Source organism: Peribacillus sp. NPDC006672, assembly GCF_050274955.1.
Lineage (GTDB): Bacteria > Bacillota > Bacilli > Bacillales > DSM-1321 > Peribacillus.
The window spans coordinates 64,876-89,309 of record NZ_JBNNOR010000004.1; the positions used below are offsets into that span (position 1 = coordinate 64,876).

A 24,434-nucleotide genomic window follows, 5' to 3' on the forward strand; every position below is an offset into this window, starting at 1 on the left:
AGAAACAATCCTCCTACTTGACGGATAAATCTTTACCCCAAATATTCATGTCCTCATACTTATCCCAAATATTGCAATTCTTCGTTAATCTGCCGCCATATTCATACCCGAGCTGGTGAAAGACGGCATTCATGCCCATTGACAATGATCGCGCCAATGAATATGAGCAATATATATTTTTCCTGATCAATTCTTGTTCCAATTCAGAGAGGAGCACCTTCATGAAACCATGCTTTCGATGATGGGGGATTGTTGCACAGTCTGTTAATTCAGCATTATGATACATCTCATTCACTTCCGCGGATGCAGCACTCACGATGGATCCTTCATATTCGATAACACTGAAGATCGTACCTTCCTCCATCACTTTCTTGATATATCGCTCATCATTCATCGGTGTAGGATAGGTTTCAAAAATTTCACCATATAAATTCGCCAGCTCTTGTGCATCTTCTTCTGCAGCAAACCTAAGGATATAATTCTCAGGTATTTGCTGCATTTCCACCAATCTGGAAATCCCACTTACATCTTGGATGATTTTATCTTCCTTGACCCAAAAGTCGCTTGTTCGCCTTTCATCCGTTAAATAGAAGGCCATGGAATAGGCATCATTCCCTTTGAAATACCTGCTCAATATTCCTTCCAGCATGAATCCTTGACCCAATGCCACAGATAAATCTTCATTTCTGGCTTTAAGTATCACTTTAGTAAAGCCCTGCTCCTTTGCGATGACAAGCGCCCGAGCAATCGCTTTTTTGATATCTCCCCGATAATCATCCATGCGCAAGCGCTGATTGGCATGATCATGATAGAGCTCCATCGTATAACACTCCCCAGTCTCTACCTGGGTGAAAAAAGGCAGTTTTTGAACAGGCATTATGTATCCCCCTTATTTAAAGAATTAGGGAGAAGAGATGCATATCATCCGCTTCTCCCGGCATTCTACTATTTCCAATTGAATAATTTCTTAACGGGTGCCTGAAGAAGCTGATCATACGTAAACTCATCAGGGTATTCACTCACATCATATATCGATAAGGCTTCATCCACCTTTTGATTCATCGAATCAGACACATAGATTCCACATTCCGGACAGTTCACCGCTGGAACTTGAAGGACCCTTATTGAGCGTTTCCCATCAGGCATGATCCAGTAACAATCCTTCTTTTCGCTTTCTTCTACGTTAGGGGCATTACACCACAGGCAATCCATATTCATTCCACCTTGCCTTCAGAATTCACCGAGCCGCTTCCGACCAAGGCGTTCTTTTTTTCTTGGGCTTTCCTTAATTTTTCCTTCATTTCATCCCGTTTATCACGGCGATCCTTCAATGATGCATGTTCATCAGTGCTTTCATACGCTTTTCTCTTGTCAAGACGGCGAAGGCCCTCTGGCACCAAGTTGAATTTCTCGTCCGTCATGAGAGCGGAAATCCCGACGGCTTCTTTCCTGTCCTCAGTACCATACACTTCATCAAAGTAAGCATCCGCACTGCCGGCAACATAATTCTTCGGCTCTGGATAACTTGTGATCACTCCTTCAAAGTTCCGTAAAACGACTTTATCCGGACTTTGAGAAAGCAGGTAATTCGGAGTCAAGGCAATCTTTCCGCCTCCGCCAGGAGCATCTACCACAAAGGTTGGCACTGCATATCCTGATGTATGGCCGCGCAGCGCTTCAATGATTTCCAGTCCCTTTGAAACCGGCGCCCTGAAATGGCCGATCCCTTCAGATAGATCACACTGATAAATGTAATAAGGCCTTACCCTTGCTTTAACACAGTCATGCATAAGCTTTTTCATAATATGGACACTATCGTTGATACCAGCCAGGATAACAGCCTGATTACCAAGCGGCACCCCTGCCATCGACAGCATGTCACATGCTTTTTTCGCTTCATCCGTCAGTTCAAGTGAATGATTGAAATGTGTATTTAACCAAATCGGATGGTATTTTTTCAGAATATTACATAAATTTTCTGTAATCCTCTGCGGGAAAACGACCGGTGCACGTGTGCCGATCCGAATGATTTCCACATGCGGGATGGCACGTAAGTTACTCAATACATATTCAAGGATCTTATCATTGATCAACAGGCCGTCTCCTCCAGAGATCAGCACGTCCCTCACTTCCGGGGTGTTCCGGATATATTCAATCGCCCCGTCCAGCTGCTTCTTGGGAACACCCATGCCTACCTGACCTGAAAAACGGCGTCGTGTACAATACCGGCAGTACATGGAGCATTGGTTCGTCACAAGGAATAGAACGCGATCCGGATAACGATGTGTCAATCCTGGAACAGGGGAATCCTCATCCTCATGCAGCGGATCCTCCAAATCATATCTAGTCTTGTTCATTTCTGCCGAAAGCGGTACCGACTGTAAACGAATCGGACAGCGAGGATCATCAGGATTCATCAAAGATGCATAATAAGGCGTAATGTTCAATGGAATCGTTTGAGTCGAAATCCGGACTCCTTCCTCTTCATCCGGTGTCAAGTTGACGACCTTTTTCAAATCATCCAGTGTTTTAATCGTATTGGTCAATTGCCAGATCCAATCATTCCACTGCTCTTCCGTTACGTCCTTCCACAATTCAATATCATTATAATGCCTGCGTCCACCAAGGTATTCTTTATGTTTTACATCCATTCCCATCAAATTCATTTAAAATTCCCTCCCCTTATTCTAAAAACTTATATATATACACTCGCAAGAATGATGCCAACATTCAAAACAAGGAAAACATTAGCAAAAGGGGGCAAACCTATCTTAAAATCGCAAGATATTTTTCATTACGCCCATTTTTTTGCAGCCAGATTCTTTGCACCTAGCAGAAAATCAAAAAAGAGGATCTCTTTACACAAGAGCCCCCTTCAAGGTACATCATCATTAAGGCAGTGACAGCGTTTTCAAAAAACCTGAATTTATTTCGATTCCTTCGATCCTGCCGAATAAACTTTTTCAATGCCATACTTATTTAACTTATATTGCAGTCCCTGTCTTTTAATATTAAGGGCTTCAGCCGTTTTACTGATATTCCCGTTATATTTCTCAAACATATTGATAATCATTTCCCTTTCCATTTCTTCAAGAACGACAGGTAAATCAATCTTATTTTTCAATGGGGAAGGATGGTTCTGCGCATTTGCTGCAGCGTAATTTCCAGAAGGGAAAAGATAAGCAGGAAGATGATGTTCATCAATCATATCTTCCCCTGCGTCCATGACGTTAAAGGTTAACTCGATGGCATGTCCCAGTTCACGAATGTTCCCGGGCCATGGATATTGAAAAAGCCGCTGCATCGCCTTATGACTGATCCCGCGCACTTCCGTAAAAAATGATTTGTTGAATTTTTGAATAAAGTGATTGACGATTTCCGGAATATCCGTTTTACGCTCCAGAAGTGAAGGCATTTGGATCGTCACGACATTCAGGCGAAAAAATAAATCCGAGCGAATGATTCCCCGCTCCAACGCCTCTTCTGGAGAAATGTTCATCGCAGCGATGATTTTCACATTAATTTTTTGCTCCTTCGAACCCCCAACACGGCGGACCTCACCTTCCTGAAGCACCCGCAGCAATTTTGCCTGCAGACCGAGGTCGAGGCTATTCAGCTCATCAAGGAAAAGGGTCCCGCCATTTGCCTGTTCAAAAATGCCCATCCGATCCATCGCTCCGGTAAAAGCCCCTTTCGTCGTGCCGAACAGCAGACCCTCCATCAATTCCTTTGGAACAGCTGCACAATTTTGCGCAATGAACGGTTGATTTCGCTGAGCACTTACATTATGTATACTTTGTGCAACCAGTTCCTTCCCTGTCCCGGTAGGTCCATAAATCATGACTGGGGAATGGGTACGGGCCGCTTTTTTCGCCAATGAAATCGCTTGCTGAAAAGCAGGGCTACTACCGATCAAATCACTAAAATGATAGGTCGCCGTCCCTTCAGAGAACTTACTTTTCTTATGGGTCTCGGCCAGCTGGGAACGCAAATCGACAATTTGGTCGTACATATTCATGACCTTCGTAATATCCTTTGCGATTTCCACTGCCCCTATAATTTCACCATCCTCATATAAAGGATACGTACTATTGATGGAAGTTATTTTTTTCTCTTTTAAATTGACATATGTCTGAATACACTCATTCGTTTCCATGCCTTTTTCCAATGCTACATGCAGCGTACTGGATTCATCAGTCAATGATGGATAAAGCTGAAAAATATTCTCCCCCAGCACCTGTTCACGATCAAGCCCGTCGATATGTGCCATCATTTCATTGTAGAATACGGTATCCCCATCCTTATTCACGATATGGACACCCACATTGATCACATTCAATATCCATTCAAATTGAGTGGAAAACTGATTTACTGAAGATTTCATTTCTTCATCTCCGTTCTCTGTCATTTGATAGAATCACCTGTAAATTATAGCATTTAATGGTAAATATTTATCTCTTTATTCTTATAAGATTAAAACTTCAACATAAAGGCATAGAATACTAAATTCAAATAAAGGAATCTCGCATAAAGCCAAGAAGGTTATATAAGAAAATATAAAATTTAGAGGTGAGTCGGATTTCAGAACGAAGCAAAGAAACGAAAATAGAAATTAAACCGTGGGAAGATAAAGACCTGGAATTACTATTTCAACTAAATGCCCCAGAAATGATGGAACATCTTGGCGGACCAGAACATAATGAACAAATCCTGAAACGCCATCAAAGGTACCTACAGATTGGGGATAAGGGATGCATGTTTAGCATCATCTCGTTTCCGGAGGCAGAGGCAGCCGGTTCCGTTGGCTACTGGCAAAAAGTGTGGAATGATGAATTTGTGTACGAAATCGGCTGGAGCGTCCTCCCTTCCTTTCAAGGAAAAGGAATCGCATCTCAAGCAGTGAAGGCACTGATAGAGAAAATCAAAGCCGAACGAAAATACAAATACATTCACGCATTCCCTTCGATCAATAATCCTGCATCAAACGCAATTTGCCGCAAGCTCGGCTTCAACCTCATATCCGAATGTGAATTCGAATACCCGCCAGGGAGCTTTATGCAATGCAATGATTGGTGCTTGGAACTTGAATGAATTCTTTAGATTGAATAGTGGATTTGTGCAGGAAGGATTATTCCGGGTTAAGTCGAATTATGCCGGGTTTAGGTGAATTATTTCCCGGGAAAGTCGAATTATTCCCGGGGCAAGACTGATTGCATCTATCCGCCAACGTAAATATAACTGGAACTCCCGAACTCCGCACCTTTTTTTATCTGTCTAAAAGGATAAAGAACCTAAATATGAAGTTATATCTTAATGAAGGTTAGGTTGATTCTCTAATTTTAAGTTTGGTAGGTAATTTAATAACGTCACGCTTTAATTCCAAATCATTATTTAAATACTTTATTAATTCTATTGCAGAGCGTTGTCCTAGTTCCATAATTGGTATATCGATTGTGGTTATGGTGGGGGTTGTGACTTGGCAAATTGATTGATTATCATAACCAACTATAGCTAGGTATTCTGGTATTTTATAATCCAACATAGTTGCCCTTTTAATAATTCCTGCTGCAACCTGATCATTTCCAGTAAATAAGGCAGTGGGTTTTTCTTTTAATTTAAATATTTCATCACAAATACGGAATCCATCTTCGATATTAAACCCATGTCCAAATATCCAGTCTTCATTGTGCAGTAAATTATTATCTGCTAAAGCCTTTAAAAACCCTTCTTTTCTTTGACTCTGAGCCTGACTATAAGAAGTATCGTAACAAAAACCTATCTTTTTATGGCCTTTTTTTATTAAATGATCAACAGCTTTGTATGTCGCTTCTAACTCATCGTAACCAATAATTGGTATAGGGGCAGAATAATGGTATTCATTACACAACAAAATTGGGCCGTATTTCAAATAAGGCTTTATTAAATTCCATTCATTTTCTAATGCTCCTAAAATAACCCCATCTACTTCTCTATTCTTTAATCTTTCCATAACATCTAATTCATTTTTCGAATCATAAAAGGTTTGAAAAATAAGAACTTTATAATCATTTTCCAATGCTGCTAGAGATACTCCTTTAATCAATTGGGCAAAGAATGGATGATCGAATCTTGGGACTAATATTGCAATAGTTTTGGTTTTATTTGTCCTAAAATTTCGGGCAAGTGAACTTGGTACATAATCAAGCTCGTTAATGACCTTTAAGATTTGTTCCCTTTTTTCTTTTGATACATATGGATGATTATTTAAGACTCTAGATACCGTTGTTTTAGAGACGTTACATAGCTTAGCAATCTCGCTAATTTTAGTCATTTAATCCCTTCCTTGTAATAAGTCGTTGACATGTTATCGATTTCAGAAGTTATTATTAAACCGTTCCTTATATATCACATATTAACAAAATTTTCGGAGGTGTACTTTTTAAAAAAGCACTTATTAATGTTTGTTGTTAGTAAAGCATTTAAAAGGTGAATTACAACTTAGTTATAAGCCACAAGTAGTTAATGAAATGAGCGGATATTTTTAGCTAATGGAGGGATTGTTATGTTATTGAATAAAAAGGGCGGGTTTCAGTTATTGCCAAATGTTGAAGACCCCAAATACATTGTATTCTGTGATTTTGATGAAACCTATTATCCTCACTCCATGAGTCACGAGAGACAGAAAGATTTATATGAACTTGAAAATTACTTAGAAGCAAAAAGTTATGATGAAGAACTTGTCATTGGCTGGGTTACTGGGAGTAGCATTGAATCAATATTACATAAAATGGAACACGGTGGATTCAGATTTTTTCCGCATTTTATAGCCAGTGACTTAGGTACCGAAATCACCTATTTTTCAGAAAAAACCTTTTTGGAAAAGGATCCAGATTGGCATTCACAGATTAATATCGAAAGTTTTAATAAAAGGAAAGTTGAAGAAATTTATAATGTTCTACTTAACGGCAATATACCATTAACTCCTCAGACTCAAATGGGAAGTTCACGCTATAAAAGAAATTATTATTATCAAATACAACATGAATCTGTCGACAAGAAGAACATATCCACCATCCAGAGGGTTGCCAAAGAGTACGGAATAGGGGTAAACATTAATCGTTGTAATCCCCTTGCCGGAGATCCTGAAGATAGTTATGATGTAGATTTTATTCCATTAGGTACTGGAAAAAATGAAATTGTACGTTTTATGCTAGACAAATTCTCGCTGAGTCAGGAGCATGCCTTTGCATTCGGGGATAGCGGGAATGATCTACTCATGTTAAAAAGTGTTAAACATGGTTATCTGGTAGGAAATGCAACTCAAGAAGCCAAGGAAGCTCATACTAAAATAGCGACAGGTACGTACTCTAAAGGAATATTAAGAACTTTGCAATCAATAATTAATCATTGAGGTGCTAATGGGATAAATTCTCTATCAAGCAAACAATCCATTCCATGTTTCTTGACCTGCTTGCTTATCTGCAGTAATCTTTTTTGCCTTTTGGTATTTATATAATGCCATCTCGGTATTTTCTCCGAATATTGCATCAAGGGGACCGGGGTTAAAACCTTCCATATAAAGTGCTGCTTGCAAAATCCATGTGATATTGCAAGTAGCACCTTTTTTTATAGTGACGACCGCAGCCTTGGTTTTAGGTCCCCATTTTCCATCGACAACTAGCTTTTTATTGAATTGCTTATTCAGTTCCGCTTGTAAACCTTTTATAAGTGCCATTCGAGTTTTGGGACCATAAAACCCATCACCCTCAATATTCGTTTTATATCGGCTATTTAACGTTTTTTGTATGGAAATTATATGGTCATCTCCTTTGCTGGTCTTTGAAGATGTAATATGAGGTTTTTTTCCTGCTTGTAACTGTTTATAGGATAACCCGCCTGTCATCTCCAAGTGAGGATAATCTTTGAATGAAGTCCAATCCCCGCCCCATTTAAATCCTAAATCCTTACCTATGGCAGCCACGCGCTGCCACTTTGAATCAACTGTCCATATCGCCCTCTTGCCATCATCACTCACAATGAAGAAATCAATGGCCAGTCCAAAATTATGATAAGATTGGCCTGGCTTAGCGTTCGTCACAATAGGTTTAGCTAGATTGCTATAGTTTTTTCCATTATAGCTGTAAACTCGTCCTTGACCATAAAGCGAAGCTTGTTCTTCAAAAGTACGATAACCCGCACTTATCTGTACATAAATCCCTTCATTATAAGCACGTTCCACCATTTCCAATGCCGATGCCTGCACCACAGGATTCATCCCATTGCCCATCCTTTTCACTGATTGCTCCAATAATGTTCCTAATGCTACGGTCAATGTAATCCCTCCCTTTAAGTTCCCATCAGGCTTTATATAAGCCTTTTTAATGGAAAAGTAGCAGAGTTATTTAAAAACATTCCAGTTGATATCAGAAATTCGAGGATGAGATCTTTCCTGCCCCTGATTTACCGACTAACAGAGAGTCGCATTTTTATTTTAGAGTACATCTGCTCACCCTATTTTGGTAAATAAAGGAGAATCGTTAGCAAATTTATAGAAAGGGCATTTCCCAAAAAAATTAGACTACTTCCGTTCGCCGGTTTTGCGAATGAAAGTAGTCTAATAATGAATATTTTAGTAATCTCTTTAACTTACGCTCTAATTTCAATAGAGGGGCTTATTGTAAAGTCAGCCTCTGTTTTACTTTTCACTTCATCAAGTGTTACGCCATTTTGCAATTCAATCAATTCCATGCCAGCTTCTGTAAATTGAAAAACAGCCAGTTCGGTAATCAGGCAATTGACGACTTTTTCCCCCGTCAATGGCAATGTACAGCTCTTTTTCACTTTGGATTCCCCATGCTTGTTCACATGGTCCATAATGACAACAATTCGTTTTGCGCCTTGGACGAGATCCATCGCCCCTCCCATTCCTTTTACCATCTTCCCTGGAATCATCCAGTTTGCCAAGTCCCCATTCTCGGAAACTTCCATCCCGCCTAATATGGCCAGGTCGATGTGACCGCCGCGAATCATCGCGAACGATTCAGCGCTATCAAAAAATGATGCCCCCGATTTCGCGGTTACTGTTTCTTTTCCGGCATTAATCAAATCCGGATCGACTTCATCCTTTTGAGGATAAGGCCCGATTCCCAGTAAGCCATTTTCCGATTGAAGCATGACATTAAAGTCATTTGGAATCATGTTGGCAATCAAGGTCGGCATTCCAATCCCTAAGTTCACACACATACCATCTTGGATTTCTTTAACGGCCCGTTCTAAAATTAGTTGTCTAGTCATTCGAATACTCCTCCTTTTTATGCGTTAGCAGTTGTAAGTCTTTCAATTCGTTTTTCATAGTCATTTCCTACAAGCACTTTTTGTACATAAACCCCTGAAGTATGAATTTCATCTGGATCGAGCTCTCCTGTGTCCACAAGCTCCTCCACTTCGACAAGCGTGACTTTCCCTGCAGTGGCAACGACAGGGTTAAAATTCCTTGCCGTTTTCCGATATACGAGATTACCGAAATAATCTGCTTTCCAGGCTTTTACAAAGGCAAAATCTCCGACTATTCCTTTTTCCATAATGTATGTGCGGCCATCAAACTCTTTATGTTCTTTACCTTTTGCGACTTCCGTTCCTACTCCAGTAGCTGTATAAAAGGCAGGAATTCCCGCTCCGCCCGCTCTTAAACGCTCAGCCAGCGTTCCTTGGGGAACTAGCTCGACCTCCAGCTCACCACTTAAGAATTGCTGTTCAAATAACTTATTTTCCCCTACATAAGAAGCGATCATCTTTTTGATTTGTTTATTTTCAAGCAAAAGACCTAGACCCCAATCGTCGACTCCACAATTGTTGCTGACAATCGTCAAATCCTTTACACCTTTGTTGCGCAATGCAAAAATTAGTTTTTCTGGTATTCCACTTAATCCGAACCCGCCAACGATAATGGTTGATCCATCCTCGATTTGTTGAATAGCGCTATCAAAAGATGTTAATAATTTACTCATTTTCCATCATCTCCATTCTTAATACTATTCTATTAAATAAACAGTGAAGTTGCAAAAGCTATGATGAACACGGTCACGGTTTTCAAAACCGTAATCGCAAAGATATCCTTGTAAGATTGACGATGTGTCAGTCCAGTAATGGCAAGCAAGGTAATGACGGCACCATTATGCGGCAGCGTATCCATTCCGCCAGATGCCATGGATGCAATTCGATGAAGCATTTCAGGGGTGATTCCGACACTTCGGGCCACCTGCAAATAGTGACTTCCCATTACTTCTAACGCAATCGAAAGTCCACCTGACGCGGATCCGGTAATCCCTGCCAGCACATTGACGGCGATAGCTTCGGATACGAGTGGATTGCCGCTTGCATCGAACACCCAGTTTTGAATGACCGAAAATCCAGGAAGCGTTTTCACCACATTCCCAAAACCAACTTCAGATGCAGTATTGAATATGGCAAGCAATGATCCCATTGCCGCAGCTGTTAATCCACTTGCCAATTTGACCTTGATACGTCCAACATTCAGAAGCATCGCTGCAATAATACCGATTGTCAATGCAACAATCAAAGACCAGGATGAAGTGACTGTGCTTACATCGGCAATGTTGAAAGTTTCCTTCAACATCGATGCATCATACCAGTGCTTAACCGAAATGGCACTCCGGCTGAAAGCAAAATTAAACGCTACGACAAGGATGAGCGGTACGATGGACAGCCAAAAGTTAGGCAGGTTTTGCTGTTCTGCACTTTCTGGTTCATTAATATGTCCTTCCCCGTATCCTTCACCATTTGCCAACGCTTGTTTACGGCGACGCTCTAACCAGATCATTCCTCCAGTGAATACCATGACCGCGCCAATAATCCCCATTACTGGGGCTGCATAGGTATCAGTTCCGAAATAATTCGTTGGAATGATATTTTGAATCTGAGGTGTTCCAGGAAGGGCATCCATCGTATAAGTGAAAGCGCCTAATGCTATCGTTCCTGGCAATAATCTTTTTGGAATGTCTGCTTCTTTAAAAATTGCCGCTGCAAATGGATAAACGGCGAATGCCACTACAAACAATGAAACCCCGCCATATGTCAGCGCCGAACATGCCAGCACCACGGCAAGAATGGCCTGCTTTGAGCCTAGTGATTTTACGATGGTCTTGGCAATGGATGCTGCTGCACCGCTCATCTCCATGACTTTTCCAAATACAGCCCCTAATAAGAATATAGGAAAAAACGCTTTTATATAGTTAGCCGCAAATGTCATATATGTCTCTGTATAACTCGGCAGCAAATGTCCACCGGATAAAATGACCGCCAATAAAGTAACAAGCGGCGCTATGATAATGACCGGATAGCCCCGGTAGGCTAAAAAGATTAAAAGTCCCAGCGCCACAACAATGGCTAAAATTTGAATCACCAACTCAATTCCCCCTTTTCTCCCCTTGCCCCAAAATAATTTCGGTAGCCCTTAAGCAGAACTATTAATCTTCTAAATTCCATATTTTTAATTTTACCGGCTTAGCCATCCAAGCCTGCCTTCCCCAAGTCAAGCTGAATGATCTTCCTAAGTGTTTTCCAATCATTGATAACGCTTTCAACAATCTGCTGAATTACGAAATCCCATTTCATTTTACGTGGAAACACAATATAAAATGACAGATAGGCCATTCATAAAAGTAATTACGCAATTATTGTGCCAACTTAAGTACAATGAAAAATCACATCTTTTAAAGCCTTTTCAAACATTTTTATAAATAAAATCCCTTAAAACTGTCAAGGTTTCAGTACACATAAGGATAAAACTCAAAAAAGTGTAAACCTTTTCTAACACCATTTATATTTCCTTTCATTTTATGTACGGATTTCCTTACATATCAAATATTTGCTAGTGAAAAAGATTAAAAAAAGTGCCCTTAGCTAAAGGGCACTTCAGAATAGTTGCAATACAGTTTTTGTACGATTTGTTCTCAGGCAGGAGTTTCGCACACTCGTTCCAATTTACTTTCTACATTCATAAACCGTATTTATTCATTTTTTCGTAAAGTGTTGTTCGACTCACTCCGAGTCTCTTTGCCGTTTCTGACTTATTACCAGAAGTCATTTCCAAACATGAAACGATTGCAGCCCGTTCGGTTTCATCCATCACTTCCGCTAAAGTGCGAATCGATACTGATTCTTTATGCCCCGTTATTTCTTTAGGGAGATGCTTGGAACGTATCATTTCCCCTTCTTCAACAATATTCATTGCACGTTCAATGATATTCTCCAGCTCACGAATATTACCCGGCCATTTATAAAGACGAAGCAGCCGTAATGCTTGATCACTCATCCCCATTACACGTTTTTTCATGAGGTTCTGGTACTTTTCAACAAAATGATTTACAAGTATTTCGATGTCCTCCGGTCGCTCTCTTAAGGAAGGAACCAGGATTTGCATGACCTTCAATCGGTAATACATATCAAGTCGGAATTCCCCTTTCGAGACCATTTCCTCCAGATTACGGTTCGTTGCAGCGATTACCCGTACATCAATCGGAATACTTCCCGTCGAACCGACCCTTTCAATCTCTTTTTCTTGTAAAACACGGAGCAGCTTCACCTGCATATGCAGTGGAAGCTCACCGATTTCATCCAGAAAAATCGTTCCTCCTTCAGCCGCTTCGAACTTACCTGCTTTTCCGCCTTTTTTTGCACCAGTGAAAGAACCCTCTTCATAGCCAAAAAGCTCTGACTCCAGCAGCTCTGCCGGGATGGCGGCACAGTTCACTTTGACAAACACACCCATGGCCCGTCTGCTATCACTATGAATGGAATGGGCAAACAGCTCCTTACCTGTTCCGCTTTCGCCCAAAATCAACACATTTGAGTCGCTTTTAGCTGCAATTTTGGCTTGACCTTTTACTTCCATGAAAGCAGGACTTCTTCCCATCAAATGATCAAACGTATATGAGGCCTTATTTCTCTCGCGAAAATCGCCTTTGTACTTTTTCAGCTCTACTTCAAGTGAATTTATCCGTTTGGAAAGAGCGGTAAATTGCCCGACATTCTTAAAAAGAATCTTTCCGACCGCCCCTATTAATTTACCCTGTTTCCTTATCGGGGAGCGGGTCGCAATTATATAATTATCTTTAATTTTTTGTAATTCGGCGACCTCTTGCTTGCCGGTTTTGGCGACCACATGCATACGGGTGTTTTCAATGACCTCGGTTACATGTTTCCCTATTGAGCTTTCCTGTTCGACCCCAAGAAAATCCGCATAAGCGTGGCTCAGCATTTGGACATACCCTTCCGTATCGACCATCACCAGCCCGTCATAGGCAAATTCGATAATATCCTTAAATAGAAGTTCTTCATGATTATCGACATTAAGAAAATCACTTTTATTATTTGTAAACAATAGGAGATAAATCTGATACTCCTCATCATCCATTTGAATGATGGCTTTTCTGACAATCCCATTATTATCATTCAAACGCATAGGAGTATTTACAGCTGGTTTAAGGTTTTTTTCTAAAATCAAATTTATTTGCAGATCAAATTGATTCTCAGCAAAAGCCTCGGATAATACGCGATTGCATAAAACGATTTCTTTTTCGTTTTTCGTTACTAAAACACCAAAAGGCAATTCTTCCAATATCGCTTTCACTAATTCCAATTGAATAGTTTTATTATCGCTGGGCATTCCTATTCTCCTTAACCCGTCTGAAGTTTTCTCCATTATATCATAGGAAAATGGGGCCAAAGATCATTACCGTTCCACAATCAGTGCAGTTCCCTGTCCGCCACCAATACACAGGGTAGCAAGGCCGGTTTTTGCATCTCTAAGCTTCATTTCATACAATAAAGTCACTAAAATCCGGGCACCGGAAGCGCCTACAGGATGACCCAGAGCAATCGCTCCGCCATTTACATTCACTTTCTCCGGCTTCAACTCAAGGTCCTTAAGCACGGCGAGTGACTGTGCCGCAAAGGCTTCGTTCACTTCCATCAAATCAATATCATCTATTGTCAATCCCGCTTTTGCCAAAGCTTTTCTTGTTGCAGGCACTGGACCATAACCCATGATTTTCGGATCAAGCGCGGCGTTTGCATATGACTTAATGTGCTAACGTTTCCAGTCCCAGCTCGTCCGCTTTTTCTTTAGACATTAGGACTAACATCGCACCCCCATCATTGATTCCGGATGCATTTCCTGCCGTAACCGTTCCATTTTCCTTAAAAGCAGGACGCAGCTTCGTTAGCTGATCTATCGTCAGCCCATGACGCGGGTGTTCATCTTGGTCTACCAAGATCGTCTTTCCTCTGCGTTTATATTCAACAGGTACGATTTCATCTGCAAATCGTCCTTCAAGCTGTGCCTTTTCAGCCTTCAGTTGGCTATCTAAAGCAAATTCGTCCTGTTTTTCACGGCTGATTTCCCACTGCTCGGCGATATTCTCTGCAGTCACGCCCATATGATATTGATTAAAAACATCCGTTAAGGCGTCATAAGTCATTGAATCCACTGCTTCGGCATTACCCATTTTCTGTCCAAAACGATAATTTGGAAGTAAATACGGGGCATTGCTCATGCTTTCAATCCCCCCGGCGAGAATCACATCTGCATCACCAAGGGCAATGAATTGCGCCCCCATTATTACCGTACGGAGGCCAGATCCGCAAAGTTTATTAACGGCCATGGCCGGCGTTGTTTCCGGAATGCCTGCATGAATCGCAACCTGACGTGCCACATTTTGCCCTAATCCAGCAGATAGAATATTCCCAATCAATACCTCATCGATCATGTCAGCCGAGATATTTGCCCGCTTAATCGCTTCCTTAGCTGCGACAACTCCCAAGTCAACCGCCGAAACATTGGCAAGACTGCCCCCAAACGCACCAACTGGTGTTCTTGCTGCCCCTACAATCACTACTTCTCTCATAATACTTCCTCCTTCTCCATTTTTAATTTTCCCAGTTTAATAAAATGACGGTCCCTCTCATTGATTTTCTGGGAAACGGTAGATTCTTCATACGTAAAAATCCCTTCTCCCGACTTCGTCCCAAGCTTTCCCTTAGCAACCAAATCACGAATCAAATCAGGCGCTTCCTTGCTCTGATCCAATACTGGTGAAACATTATCAAAAACACGCTGCCATGTATCCAGTCCGCCAAAATCAGCAATCTCGATCGGCCCAGTAAATGCCCATCGAAAACCTGGTCCAGCCGTTATAGCTGTATCGATATCCTCAGCATCGGCAACGCCCTCTTTTAATAGATAAAAGGCTTCCCGCATCAAGGCAGTCTGGAGACGATTGGCGATGAATCCTGCTATTTCTTTTTTCAAGAGAATTGGAGACTTGCCGATTTTACGCATTAAATCCATAGTTATCTTGACGATTTCCGGCTTTGTTTCGTCATGCTGAACAATTTCAACCAATGGAACCAAATGGCCAGGATTAAAGAAATGCGTGATGACCATTCTGTCGGCAAATGAGGCCTTCTCCATCAATTGAGAAATCGGAAAGGTCGATGTATTTGAAGCAACAATGGCATCCGGTTTGATTATTTCCTCCATTTGCTGATATAGATTCAACTTCAGCTCGATGACTTCCGGAATCGCCTCAATGATAAAGTCAGCATCCCATACTGTCTCTTTTAAATCTACGCTATACGTAATATTCGCTAAAGCGCCTTGCTTTTCCTGATCAGTCAAAACCCCTTCCTCAATGAGCAGTGATAGATTCTCCGAAATTCGATTTTGGGCACGGTACAGCAACTCTTCGTTTATATCGTTAATGGTGACAAAATACCCGCTAACTGCAAAAGACTGAGCGATCCCACTCCCCATTACACCTGAACCGATAATAGCTATTTTTTTAATCATCCAGCTTGCCCTTTCCGTTTTAATTACCTGTATTTACTCATATTTTATTCATGCAATATCTATGCCAACGATAAGGGAAAATAAAATTCTTTTGTTATGTTGAAAATCATGATAGACTCTTACTCATTAACCTAAACCATATTTTTATAACCTTCCCTTTATATTTCCAATGGAGCTTACCTTGTGAAATATTCCCTGTTTACGACATAAAATGACAGACCTGGACCATTACATTTTTTATTGGAGGAATGTAATATGGTTAAAGATAAAGTGGCGATCATTACCGGATCTGCCAGAGGAATCGGCTTTGAGATTGGAAAGATATTTGCTGAAAATGGCGCAAAGGTCGTTTTGTCTGACCTTAATCAAAACACAGTTGAAAAAGCCGCTTTAGACCTAAGGAACAAAGGCTTGGAAGTTATCGGCTTAAAGGCAGACGTAACAAGTGAAGAGGATATTATCCAACTAATCAAACAAACTAAAGACAAATACGGACGAATAGATATTTTCATCAATAACGCCGGCCTTCAGCATGTTGCACCAATTGAAGAGTTTCCAACTGAAAAATTCGAGCTGATGATCAAAATCATGCTGACCGCCCCATTCATTTCAATTAAGAACGTTTTGCCCATCATGAAAGAACAAGGCTTCGGCAGAATCATCAACATCTCTTCCATTAACGGTCTAATTGGTTTTGCCAACAAAGCAGCGTACAATAGTGCCAAACACGGTGTTATCGGATTAACGAAAGTAGCCGCCTTGGAAAGCGCCTCTTTTGGTATAACCGTCAATGCCCTTTGCCCAGGATACGTAGATACACCACTCGTCCGCGGTCAACTGGAGGATCTGGCGAAAACAAGACAAGTACCGCTAGAAAGCGTTTTGGAAGAGGTCATCTATCCACTTGTCCCACAAAACCGCTTACTTGATGTAAGTGAAATTGCCGACTACGCCATTTTCCTCGCAAGCGACAAAGCACGGGGCATCACAGGCCAGGCAGTTGTATTAGATGGCGGATATACAGCTCAATAAAAGGAAAATGCATCTGCAAAAGAAATAAAGCCCGAATAAACGACACCAAAAAGGTGCTCCTTATTCGGGCTTTTCTGCGGAAATAATGTGGAAAATTTTGGTGACACAAAGAAATCCCTCATGTTACAGTAATATAGGGATACTCCCCTTTTCATAAAAATAAAAGGAGGCCTCGTCATGATTATTAAGTGGGTTAGACTGCGATAATTAAGGGGCAGGCCAATCATGCTCCGGAAAGTATTTATTGATCTCCGCTGGTAACGGCAATTAGATAATATTTAATACGGAGGGAAAAAACATGAATGAACAGATACTTAAAATAAATAAAGTGGATATATGTACAGAAAGTTTTGGAAACCCTAAGGACCCTGCTTTGCTTTTGATCATGGGGGCGATGTCTTCATTAGACTGGTGGGATGAGGACTTCTGTCTCCGCCTCGCTGATTCGGGGAGGTTTGTCATTCGGTACGACCATCGGGATCTGGGACGATCGGTCATTTATGAACCAGGTACCTCCAACTATACAATAACAGACTTGGCTGACGATGCCGTGGGTGTCCTGGATGCTTATTCCATAGAACAGGCTCATATCGTTGGAATGTCGCTAGGCGGTTTGATCGGCCAGATTCTTGCCTTGAGATATCCGGAACGCGTAAATACGCTTACGTTAATTGCATCAAGTGTGTTCGGGACTGTAATGGAAAAACTCCCCCCAATGGACCAAAGCATATTGGATTATCATGCGAAGAGTGCTTCCATGGATTGGTCAAATCGAGAGGCGGCCATCGCTTATCTTGCGGATGGATGGAAAACTTTAGCCGGCTCCAAACCTTATGAGCAGGAAAGAATGTATAAACTGGCAAAAAAAGAGGCGGACCGCGCCAAACAGCTACCGAGCAGGTTTAATCATGCCATGCTTGCTGGCGGAGACGAATATTTTGATAGAATGGGCGAGATATCCGTACCTGTCCTCATTATTCATGGCACAGAAGATCCAGCCTTGCCATACGAGCACGGACTTGCCCTTGCAAAAGCCATCCCTCATGCAGAATTAGTGACCCTTGATGGATCAGGGCATGAGCTTCATAGTGAAGACTGGGATGAAATTATTGATTCAGTTATAAAGCTTAGTAGTCGAAAAAATTAATAAAATGGGCTGTCTTATAAGTCCTTTTTAAAGTAAAATAGCGCAAAATTGAAGAGGCAGAAATGTTGTTAAATCAATATTTCTGCCTCTCACTATTTACTCAATTTTCGGCTTAAGTACACCTTTTGAGATAGCCCCTCCCTTTACTTTAAAATCAAAGAAAAGGAGCTATATAGCGCGCACATAAGTTAATTTAACTGTTAAAAAATCTAATAAGTTTATACTCAAGAAGATATGAATTCTGGTGGAAATTAAAAACTGGGGTATTTGTTTCAAGTTGAATTCCTGCATTAATTCAACCCCGTATTCCTTTGTAAGTAGAATTGTGCCAAACTACTTGATTTCTCTGAAACAATTCACCACAAATGAACTTAGGGCAACTTTTTTGGAGGTTCAGAATGTTTAAAATCAAAAACAGAATACCAGACTTAATTATATGTTTAATCTTAGGTACAGCTCTGGGGATAATATCCAAATATTTAGATACCATCTCAGTTGATGGGAGTTGGTGGACGTATATTCTCCACTATATTGCAGATTTATTTACAAGGTTAGGTATTTGGATATTGATTGCTACAATTATAGCTGCATATAGTAAAACACTAATAAGAGCTGCTATTAATACGTTCATGTTCTTTATGGGAATGCTAATAAGTTATTATATATATTCAGCTTATTTATTTGGATTTTTTCCAGCTAGTTATTTTATCTTTTGGGGCAGTTTAGCACTAGTATCTCCTTTACTAGCAATTATTGTTTGGAAAGCTAAGAATAATGTACAACTAGCTTTTATCTTACCTGCCTTACCTATGGGCTTATTGTTAAGTCTTTCTTTAGGAATGGGTTTATTCTATATGAATCTATCTTATATCGAAGAATTACTTATGTATGTTTTTTATGTGTAGTCTTTTACAAAGAACCTAAACAAATGGCGATATCCGTTGTTTTTTCATTTATTGTTGCGTTTATTATTGAACAAATAAGTCCATTTCATTTTTGAATGTAGTACCCAAGTCTAATTTTATTCACCCATAAATTTTATGGCATTAGCAACCGCAAAACAAAAAATTGATAATGCAACTAACTAATCTTCCCCGATAGTTGCATAGAGAAAAAAACTGCCTTAAAAACAGCTCTGATCTTAGCTCTAGCACCCGCTGCTTAATAACGAGGTGTTTTTTAGCAGGGTTATACTATTCTTGGTTTATTTTCCCTGGTGTTTATCAAGCATTTGTTTTAAATATTCTTCCGATTTTCCTTTTTGAATACTGAGACTCTCCCATTTACTATCTTTTACTTGTTTACCAATGAAAACAATTTGCCCTACATGATAAGCATAATGTGCCATCTGCCTTTCAATAGCCTCTAAAACTAAATGCTTTTCTCCACGAATATATATATTTTTTAATAAATCTTGTTCGCTTAAACCAGTTAATGAATCAATTAGGGCTTTCCAGCCTTTTTCCCAAACAATAGTTAGTTCGGATTTTGAAGATATATCATCTATAAATTCTTCATCACGATTTCTATATTCCTTTTCTCCGTCTGAAGTTAAAAAGTCAGTCCACCTTGAAACCATATTTCCACTCAAATGCTTTACTATTACTGCAACACTATTTGACTCGATATTATAAGTCCAATGTATTTCCCCTTCAGATAATTGATTTATCGTTTTATCTCCAAGGCTTTTTACACTTTTAAACCTTTCGATTACAATATTTAAATATTCGTTTCCAATATTCATAATCATTACCTCCTCACATACATAATTAAATTGTAAATGAAATAAAAAAGATGGGGTGGACTTCCATACCTTTTAGACAATGATGAAGTAAAGAAAAGCCAATCCTGTTAGATATAGATACTCCCATAGGAAACTATATCTTCGTTATTACCTAAAGCTATATATAATGGTTATATGACCATTATGAAGACCTAATTACTTTTAGCCTAATAAAAAGTGATTGGGAGTAAATCGAATAGGTTAATCTAAAGAAGGTTATACTTTTCCATTATGAATTAATGGGTTCTTTAGCTAAATAAAAGTCAACTAATCTAGTGAAATATGAAACTGCTAACCCTGAAAAAAATGTAAAAATACCAGCTACTAATAACATAATTATAGATTCGAATACGCGACTACTCATGAAATAATCCCCCTATCATATAGGTGAATATTACCATTTAAAGGCTTGGAGTAGGTATTTTTTATTTTGTTGTTCAACTATCCTGCCCCTTTAGCTCCATCAGAAAAAGAGCTGCCAAAGCAACTCCTTTATTAAAGTTAAAAAGGTAATTATGCGAAATTAAAACGTCTAATTCCTTCTACTGTAATTATTTACATATACTACTACATTAATTACGTCTAATCTTTGGTTTATTCTTTTATAAAAAAGATTGATCATTTTTGGTGTTCCTTAATGAACTAACGCACCCGTTAGTTGAACAAGAATATCTTTTAAAAGTAGTCGGGAATATCAAAAGATATGGAGTCAATATCATTTTCTTTTGAATAATACATACAAATACTATCCTTATATTTTTGCTTAGAAGAGGGTATTTCAATAAAATTAAATCTTCTATAAAAGTCTGACCCAATATCACTATATAAGAAAAAATTATTACAATCTATATTTTCCTCTAATTTGTTTATCACTTCTTCAATTAATATAGAAGCATACCCTTTTTGTCTTAAATGTAAAGGAGTAGCAATTGACCCAATCCCTCTAACAAGTAAGTCTTCTGAAAGATTTAGTTCATATACTATTAGGGAACTTAATAACTCTTTTGTATCAGTTTCCTCCAGAACATACCATTTCCCCTTTTTGTACTTACTGGAACCCTGACACATCGTTACATATTCCCATTTAGCGGACATGTTGATTGCACCAGCGCTTGCCCCCATCACAACGGCTCTGCTTTTTTTAATCAAATCCGACAATTCATATTCCATCAAAAAACCATTTTGTTTAAGAGTATTTCCACCCAACAAGAAAATGACTGAAGCATTTTGAATTAAGGTTTGGGCGTCTTCCTTCTGTACGCGATAATTAATTAAATGATATTCATCAAACATAATGCCGGCCTGGTCAAGCCAAGAGCGTTCAGTAGCACCATCATCTTCATAAAAAAATGGATTCGAGCTAATCATAGCAAGCGATTTTCTATCAATTATATCCTCCTGTAACACCCTGCCAAGATTCTCTGGAAAAAAATTGTTAAACCAACCTAAATAATAGTGAGTTTTCATAAGTCCCCCCCCGTAGCAAATTGTAAATAACATTAATTTCCTGCGTTACTCATTCTGTTTTCTTGTCACCAACACAATATTCTCAATATGGCCCGATTGCTGAACAATCTAAAAAAATTCTTCCTCAACTTTATTATAGCTTACTCTAATAGAAGTTTTCGTTTGTTCCAAAACTCGTATAATTGTTTGAATAATAGAAGCGTGGGCAGTTACTTTTCTTATGGAACCATAGGGGCAGAATAGCTCAATAAATGGGTAGTTTAAGGGTGTTCAAGAAGGAATGGTTAGTGGAGTAAATGAAAATAGGGAGTGTTATGTAGTCTAATAATGATAAAAAGAAAAAACCAGTTTTATTAGACTGATTTTTTCATTTAAATATAACTTTGTTAAATTCAGTTTTTAACACTTACATGTTCAATTATACGCTTCATTGCCTGAATTTGCCCCATATGGGTCGCTTCATGCATTAACGTTAAACCTACGAGTTCTCCAAAAGTTTTACAACCTAGGATTGGTGTATCCAAATCTTGTTCTAGCTGTTCAGAAGAAATTTGTTTTAGGCGAGTTAATTGATCTTTCAACTGTACAATCAGTTGATCCATAGCAGGTATATTCCCTGTCCAATCAGCTGGTTTTGTACCATTCCCAAACAATTCTATATAATTCATGGGAAGGTGAGTTGTTACATGCGGGAAACCAAACATAGTTTGTTCAGTAATTGTCAAAACGTGACCTGTATGCCAATGAATTGTGTTATTAAAACCATCAGGCTGCACATCAGTTTGTTCCTTAGAAACGGACTCTACATTCTTGATGAAATATTCTCTTGTCATCTCAAATTGCTTAAATACAAGTTGATTCATCTTTTTCTCCCCTTTCATTAACAAAATCACCCATATTATACCAGTAAAAAACGAAAAAGAATATAGTTGAAACTTCCTAAATTTAGCTTTATATTAACCGGTTTTTGTTCCACAGTAGGGCGCGATCCTTTTAATAAGGTTCGCTTTTCCTAATGAACTCGGGTGCGTTAGCTGAAGATCGGAGCTGTCTTTATGGCAGCTTTTTTTATATGCAACTAAAATTTTGACCCTACAAATATTGATGAATTAATGGAAAAGAAATTTGAGGAAATGCTTAAAACCCTTATGAACATTCCTTGTTCTGTAAAGAATGAAGCAAGAATTCACATTATAAGTAATATGCCTCCCTATTCTTCTGCCGTTGATGCTATTTGCAAGTTCCCAGAAACAGCAACAGCTTTAGGAGTCTCCGTTAACATTGTTTATTTTGATATCCATTCATATTGAATATCAGGTAAATTTTCTTCATTTTCGTGTCCTCTACCAATGATTTTAAATCCATTCTTTTCATAAAATCGTTGTGCGTTTTCATTTACTTCAAATGTATATAATGTTAATCTCCCACTTGATTTTGCTTTTACTTTATCTAGTAATGTTTGACCTATACCAATTCCTTGATAATCTATATGAATATAAAGTTGGCTTATTTCCGTTTCATTAGAAGCAATCATTCCAACTACTCTATCGTCAATTAACGCTAAGTTTATATGAAACTGTTCAGGTAATATATTATTTAAAAAATAAACGTGATTTTCAAAGCTATGAATTTCTTTCTGACCAATTGCCTGTTCCTTACTATCTCGCCACATTTTCACTGTTTGTTCAGCGTACTTGGGACTATACTGAGTAAGTATGATTTGGTGTTGATTCACTACAATACCTCCTCAATTTTTGTTTACTGCTTTATTTGTTGTATTTAGCTTTTATAAAATTTCTTCCTAGCTTCTCTCCCTATTCAGCACCGTTTATGAAACAAGAAAGGAGCCCCTATGGCAGCTTCATTATTCAGCTATTGCACCCGTTAGCTTTTTGTTACCCAGTAAAATGTTCTTTGAAAATCTGTTTAAAATAAGGCTTAAAAACAATTTCAAGCATTTGTTGGTAATCCTCATTAACAACTGTTAATAGTACAACTGAATGGTCTTTTTTATCTGATATAATTTCGAATTTATCAACCCGTTTTAAGTCCAAAAGTGATAACATTCTATTTGAATTACGGTGAGTTACCTGTATTTTCACTTCTCCATAGGAGGGAGAAAGTGTAACAATAAAGTCTTCTTCTCCATTAGAAAAACGGTATGTTGCTTTATTATAATAAAATGGCAAGTCTTTTGAAGTGGTATCTACTAACATTGGTTCACATTCAAATAACGATAGAAAGTCATTTTCTTCTGGAAATGCAGCCATTTTCCCTCATCACCTTTTTCAAAAAAAACACTCCTTTACTAACTTGCCTTCAAACTCCATATTTTCCTATATATTAAAATGGTAATTCCACAAATCGCAGCTACCCCAGCAAAAGATAATACGTAAAAATAAGGTGTTATAACTTTACCGACAATCTCTACTTCCTTTTGAAGGGTGTCTACTTTATCCCATGCACTCACAATATCTGGTTTATAGTTCTTTGTTTTTATAATACTCACTAACATCAAACTGCCTATATATAAAACATGAAGCACAATTGAACCAATAATCGCTTGAAGAACCAACTTCATATTCTTACTCCTTTTTTCATTGAATATACCATAATAATCCATCTTAGTTCTTACCCTAAACCCTCGTTAGTTGTGTCTAATGAGAAACAAAAGACGGCTTCGACCTTAAGCTAACGCACCCGTTCGTTGCATAAGAAAAGGAGCTGCTAATCAGCTCCTAGTAATGAAGTAAAGCGACTCTTAGCTATTTATACAAAATATCATTTCTTAGTGAAGCAACTTTAGTTAAAGCTGTATCTATGTCAGCTTCATTCACTCCAAAGTGAGCAAGTGCATCGTGAAGATGTTTGACAATAGCATTAAAATGGGCTGGTTGCAGATCCATTCCCTGGTGGGCTTTTGCCATAGATTGTCCAGAATATTGTTTTGGACCACCTAATGCAAAACTAATAAATTTTGTCTGATGACTGCGTTGTTTTTCCATATCCGTTTTTTCAAAAAAGTGATTAACTGTATCATCCTTAAGAACCAACTCGGTGTAAAAATAGTCCACAACTTTTGCTATCGCTTCTTCTCCACCAACTTTTTCATAAAGTGTTTGATCCATTTATACACCCCTACTTTGTAATTTATA

At 38.9% G+C, this 24,434-nt stretch carries 24 protein-coding genes and 2 pseudogenes; 6 read left to right on the forward strand and 20 right to left on the reverse strand.

Annotation, left to right across the window (positions count from 1 at the left end; all coding sequences use genetic code 11):
- Nucleotides 1-13 precede the first annotated feature (13 nt).
- The 4 genes from ablB to ACQKKK_RS07985 form a co-directional block, all read right to left on the reverse strand.
- Complete coding sequence (gene ablB / locus ACQKKK_RS07970) at nucleotides 14-877, reverse strand: putative beta-lysine N-acetyltransferase (RefSeq protein WP_427615390.1); 864 nt, start codon at nucleotides 875-877, stop codon at nucleotides 14-16.
- Nucleotides 878-945: 68 nt separating this feature from the next.
- Entirely contained in the window at nucleotides 946-1,212 is a 267-nt protein-coding gene (locus ACQKKK_RS07975) for a YokU family protein (protein ID WP_427615392.1), read from the reverse strand.
- A 2-nt stretch (nucleotides 1,213-1,214) separates the two neighbouring features.
- A complete protein-coding gene (ablA, locus tag ACQKKK_RS07980; protein WP_427615828.1) occupies nucleotides 1,215-2,651 on the reverse strand; it encodes a lysine 2,3-aminomutase in 1,437 nt (478 codons plus the stop codon).
- A 275-nt stretch (nucleotides 2,652-2,926) separates the two neighbouring features.
- On the reverse strand, nucleotides 2,927-4,408 hold the full coding sequence (locus ACQKKK_RS07985) for a sigma-54 interaction domain-containing protein (protein WP_427615394.1): 1,482 nt from the start codon (nucleotides 4,406-4,408) through the stop codon (nucleotides 2,927-2,929).
- Nucleotides 4,409-4,578: 170 nt separating this feature from the next.
- On the opposite strand from ACQKKK_RS07985, the gene ACQKKK_RS07990 reads away from it, so the two are divergent.
- Complete coding sequence (locus tag ACQKKK_RS07990) at nucleotides 4,579-5,091, forward strand: GNAT family N-acetyltransferase (protein ID WP_427615829.1); 513 nt, start codon at nucleotides 4,579-4,581, stop codon at nucleotides 5,089-5,091.
- Between the two features lie 229 nt (nucleotides 5,092-5,320).
- Here the strand turns inward: ACQKKK_RS07990 and ACQKKK_RS07995 are convergent, their stop codons facing one another.
- Entirely contained in the window at nucleotides 5,321-6,310 is a 990-nt protein-coding gene (locus ACQKKK_RS07995) for a LacI family DNA-binding transcriptional regulator (protein WP_427615396.1), read from the reverse strand.
- Between the two features lie 231 nt (nucleotides 6,311-6,541).
- Between ACQKKK_RS07995 and ACQKKK_RS08000 the strand changes: the two genes are divergently transcribed.
- A complete protein-coding gene (locus ACQKKK_RS08000; protein WP_427615398.1) occupies nucleotides 6,542-7,390 on the forward strand; it encodes an HAD-IIB family hydrolase in 849 nt (282 codons plus the stop codon).
- A 24-nt stretch (nucleotides 7,391-7,414) separates the two neighbouring features.
- Here the strand turns inward: ACQKKK_RS08000 and ACQKKK_RS08005 are convergent, their stop codons facing one another.
- The 7 genes and pseudogenes from ACQKKK_RS08005 to ACQKKK_RS08035 form a co-directional block, all read right to left on the reverse strand.
- Nucleotides 7,415-8,311, reverse strand: coding sequence for a peptidoglycan-binding protein (locus tag ACQKKK_RS08005; protein WP_427615400.1), 897 nt, complete (start codon nucleotides 8,309-8,311; stop codon nucleotides 7,415-7,417).
- A 314-nt stretch (nucleotides 8,312-8,625) separates the two neighbouring features.
- A complete protein-coding gene (locus ACQKKK_RS08010; RefSeq protein ID WP_427615402.1) occupies nucleotides 8,626-9,273 on the reverse strand; it encodes a 3-oxoacid CoA-transferase subunit B in 648 nt (215 codons plus the stop codon).
- A 17-nt stretch (nucleotides 9,274-9,290) separates the two neighbouring features.
- Nucleotides 9,291-9,986, reverse strand: a complete 696-nt coding sequence (locus ACQKKK_RS08015; protein ID WP_427615404.1) for a CoA transferase subunit A — start codon at nucleotides 9,984-9,986, stop codon at nucleotides 9,291-9,293.
- A gap of 32 nt (nucleotides 9,987-10,018) precedes the next feature.
- Nucleotides 10,019-11,404 carry a GntP family permease gene (locus tag ACQKKK_RS08020; protein WP_427615405.1) on the reverse strand — a complete coding sequence of 462 codons (1,386 nt, stop codon included), beginning with the start codon at nucleotides 11,402-11,404 and terminating at the stop codon, nucleotides 10,019-10,021.
- A gap of 591 nt (nucleotides 11,405-11,995) precedes the next feature.
- Nucleotides 11,996-13,666, reverse strand: a complete 1,671-nt coding sequence (locus tag ACQKKK_RS08025) for a sigma-54 interaction domain-containing protein (protein WP_427615407.1) — start codon at nucleotides 13,664-13,666, stop codon at nucleotides 11,996-11,998.
- Between the two features lie 66 nt (nucleotides 13,667-13,732).
- Nucleotides 13,733-14,906, reverse strand: a pseudogene (locus tag ACQKKK_RS08030) (acetyl-CoA C-acetyltransferase).
- A complete protein-coding gene (locus ACQKKK_RS08035) occupies nucleotides 14,903-15,850 on the reverse strand; it encodes a 3-hydroxyacyl-CoA dehydrogenase family protein (protein ID WP_427615409.1) in 948 nt (315 codons plus the stop codon). The pseudogene ACQKKK_RS08030 and the gene ACQKKK_RS08035 overlap by 4 nt, the downstream one beginning before the upstream one ends.
- Before the next feature lie 255 nt (nucleotides 15,851-16,105).
- Here ACQKKK_RS08035 and ACQKKK_RS08040 point away from each other — a divergent pair, with 255 nt between their 5' ends.
- From ACQKKK_RS08040 to ACQKKK_RS08050, 3 genes are all read left to right on the forward strand, one after another.
- Nucleotides 16,106-16,882, forward strand: coding sequence for a 3-hydroxybutyrate dehydrogenase (locus ACQKKK_RS08040; RefSeq protein ID WP_427615410.1), 777 nt, complete (start codon nucleotides 16,106-16,108; stop codon nucleotides 16,880-16,882).
- Between the two features lie 298 nt (nucleotides 16,883-17,180).
- The gene (locus ACQKKK_RS08045; protein WP_427615412.1) at nucleotides 17,181-18,029 is read left to right on the forward strand and encodes an alpha/beta fold hydrolase; all 849 of its coding nucleotides are present in this window, start codon (nucleotides 17,181-17,183) and stop codon (nucleotides 18,027-18,029) included.
- A 398-nt stretch (nucleotides 18,030-18,427) separates the two neighbouring features.
- Nucleotides 18,428-18,934 carry a hypothetical protein gene (locus ACQKKK_RS08050; RefSeq protein ID WP_427615414.1) on the forward strand — a complete coding sequence of 169 codons (507 nt, stop codon included), beginning with the start codon at nucleotides 18,428-18,430 and terminating at the stop codon, nucleotides 18,932-18,934.
- Nucleotides 18,935-19,233: 299 nt separating this feature from the next.
- Here ACQKKK_RS08050 and ACQKKK_RS08055 read toward each other — a convergent pair whose 3' ends face one another.
- The 4 genes from ACQKKK_RS08055 to ACQKKK_RS08070 all read right to left on the reverse strand — a co-directional run bounded on the left by ACQKKK_RS08055 (nucleotide 19,234) and on the right by ACQKKK_RS08070 (nucleotide 22,142).
- Nucleotides 19,234-19,773 (reverse strand): DUF1572 family protein, encoded by a 540-nt coding sequence (locus ACQKKK_RS08055; RefSeq protein WP_427615415.1) that lies wholly within the window; start codon nucleotides 19,771-19,773, stop codon nucleotides 19,234-19,236.
- Between the two features lie 268 nt (nucleotides 19,774-20,041).
- The gene (locus ACQKKK_RS08060) at nucleotides 20,042-20,176 is read right to left on the reverse strand and encodes a hypothetical protein (RefSeq protein ID WP_427615417.1); all 135 of its coding nucleotides are present in this window, start codon (nucleotides 20,174-20,176) and stop codon (nucleotides 20,042-20,044) included.
- Nucleotides 20,177-20,487: 311 nt separating this feature from the next.
- Nucleotides 20,488-21,279: a Type 1 glutamine amidotransferase-like domain-containing protein gene (locus ACQKKK_RS08065; RefSeq protein ID WP_427615418.1), complete on the reverse strand. Its 792-nt coding sequence runs from the start codon at nucleotides 21,277-21,279 to the stop codon at nucleotides 20,488-20,490.
- A gap of 392 nt (nucleotides 21,280-21,671) precedes the next feature.
- Nucleotides 21,672-22,142 carry a DinB family protein gene (locus ACQKKK_RS08070; protein WP_427615420.1) on the reverse strand — a complete coding sequence of 157 codons (471 nt, stop codon included), beginning with the start codon at nucleotides 22,140-22,142 and terminating at the stop codon, nucleotides 21,672-21,674.
- 222 nt (nucleotides 22,143-22,364) lie between these two features.
- Here ACQKKK_RS08070 and ACQKKK_RS08075 point away from each other — a divergent pair.
- Nucleotides 22,365-22,559 (forward strand): annotated as a pseudogene (locus ACQKKK_RS08075) (nucleotidyltransferase family protein); the annotation flags it as partial.
- A 5-nt stretch (nucleotides 22,560-22,564) separates the two neighbouring features.
- On the opposite strand, the gene ACQKKK_RS08080 reads toward ACQKKK_RS08075, so the two are convergent.
- The 4 genes from ACQKKK_RS08080 to ACQKKK_RS08095 form a co-directional block, all read right to left on the reverse strand.
- Nucleotides 22,565-23,014, reverse strand: a complete 450-nt coding sequence (locus tag ACQKKK_RS08080; RefSeq protein WP_427615422.1) for a GNAT family N-acetyltransferase — start codon at nucleotides 23,012-23,014, stop codon at nucleotides 22,565-22,567.
- A 160-nt stretch (nucleotides 23,015-23,174) separates the two neighbouring features.
- Nucleotides 23,175-23,549: a hypothetical protein gene (locus tag ACQKKK_RS08085; protein ID WP_427615423.1), complete on the reverse strand. Its 375-nt coding sequence runs from the start codon at nucleotides 23,547-23,549 to the stop codon at nucleotides 23,175-23,177.
- 38 nt (nucleotides 23,550-23,587) lie between these two features.
- Nucleotides 23,588-23,860: a hypothetical protein gene (locus ACQKKK_RS08090; protein ID WP_427615425.1), complete on the reverse strand. Its 273-nt coding sequence runs from the start codon at nucleotides 23,858-23,860 to the stop codon at nucleotides 23,588-23,590.
- Nucleotides 23,861-24,044: 184 nt separating this feature from the next.
- Nucleotides 24,045-24,407 (reverse strand): group I truncated hemoglobin, encoded by a 363-nt coding sequence (locus ACQKKK_RS08095; protein ID WP_427615427.1) that lies wholly within the window; start codon nucleotides 24,405-24,407, stop codon nucleotides 24,045-24,047.
- Nucleotides 24,408-24,434 lie beyond the last annotated feature (27 nt).

What these genes read in the sequence shown, in the direction of transcription:
- ACQKKK_RS08065 (WP_427615418.1), bottom strand. Translation starts at nt 21,279, where the DNA reads ATGAAAACTCACTATTATTTAGGTTGGTTTAACAATTTTTTTCCAGAG.
- ACQKKK_RS08010 (WP_427615402.1), bottom strand. Translation starts at nt 9,273, where the DNA reads ATGACTAGACAACTAATTTTAGAACGGGCCGTTAAAGAAATCCAAGAT.
- ACQKKK_RS08095 (WP_427615427.1), bottom strand. Translation starts at nt 24,407, where the DNA reads ATGGATCAAACACTTTATGAAAAAGTTGGTGGAGAAGAAGCGATAGCA.
- ACQKKK_RS07975 (WP_427615392.1), bottom strand. Translation starts at nt 1,212, where the DNA reads ATGGATTGCCTGTGGTGTAATGCCCCTAACGTAGAAGAAAGCGAAAAG.
- ACQKKK_RS08090 (WP_427615425.1), bottom strand. Translation starts at nt 23,860, where the DNA reads ATGAAGTTGGTTCTTCAAGCGATTATTGGTTCAATTGTGCTTCATGTT.
- ACQKKK_RS08015 (WP_427615404.1), bottom strand. Translation starts at nt 9,986, where the DNA reads ATGAGTAAATTATTAACATCTTTTGATAGCGCTATTCAACAAATCGAG.
- ACQKKK_RS08055 (WP_427615415.1), bottom strand. Translation starts at nt 19,773, where the DNA reads ATGAATATTGGAAACGAATATTTAAATATTGTAATCGAAAGGTTTAAA.
- ACQKKK_RS08085 (WP_427615423.1), bottom strand. Translation starts at nt 23,549, where the DNA reads ATGGCTGCATTTCCAGAAGAAAATGACTTTCTATCGTTATTTGAATGT.
- ACQKKK_RS08060 (WP_427615417.1), bottom strand. Translation starts at nt 20,176, where the DNA reads ATGAGTAGTCGCGTATTCGAATCTATAATTATGTTATTAGTAGCTGGT.
- ACQKKK_RS08040 (WP_427615410.1), top strand. Translation starts at nt 16,106, where the DNA reads ATGGTTAAAGATAAAGTGGCGATCATTACCGGATCTGCCAGAGGAATC.
- ACQKKK_RS08050 (WP_427615414.1), top strand. Translation starts at nt 18,428, where the DNA reads ATGTTTAAAATCAAAAACAGAATACCAGACTTAATTATATGTTTAATC.
- ACQKKK_RS08035 (WP_427615409.1), bottom strand. Translation starts at nt 15,850, where the DNA reads ATGATTAAAAAAATAGCTATTATCGGTTCAGGTGTAATGGGGAGTGGG.
- ACQKKK_RS07985 (WP_427615394.1), bottom strand. Translation starts at nt 4,408, where the DNA reads ATGACAGAGAACGGAGATGAAGAAATGAAATCTTCAGTAAATCAGTTT.
- ACQKKK_RS08045 (WP_427615412.1), top strand. Translation starts at nt 17,181, where the DNA reads ATGAATGAACAGATACTTAAAATAAATAAAGTGGATATATGTACAGAA.
- ACQKKK_RS08025 (WP_427615407.1), bottom strand. Translation starts at nt 13,666, where the DNA reads ATGCCCAGCGATAATAAAACTATTCAATTGGAATTAGTGAAAGCGATA.
- ablA (WP_427615828.1), bottom strand. Translation starts at nt 2,651, where the DNA reads ATGGATGTAAAACATAAAGAATACCTTGGTGGACGCAGGCATTATAAT.
- ACQKKK_RS07995 (WP_427615396.1), bottom strand. Translation starts at nt 6,310, where the DNA reads ATGACTAAAATTAGCGAGATTGCTAAGCTATGTAACGTCTCTAAAACA.
- ablB (WP_427615390.1), bottom strand. Translation starts at nt 877, where the DNA reads ATGCCTGTTCAAAAACTGCCTTTTTTCACCCAGGTAGAGACTGGGGAG.
- ACQKKK_RS08070 (WP_427615420.1), bottom strand. Translation starts at nt 22,142, where the DNA reads ATGAATCAACTTGTATTTAAGCAATTTGAGATGACAAGAGAATATTTC.
- ACQKKK_RS08000 (WP_427615398.1), top strand. Translation starts at nt 6,542, where the DNA reads ATGTTATTGAATAAAAAGGGCGGGTTTCAGTTATTGCCAAATGTTGAA.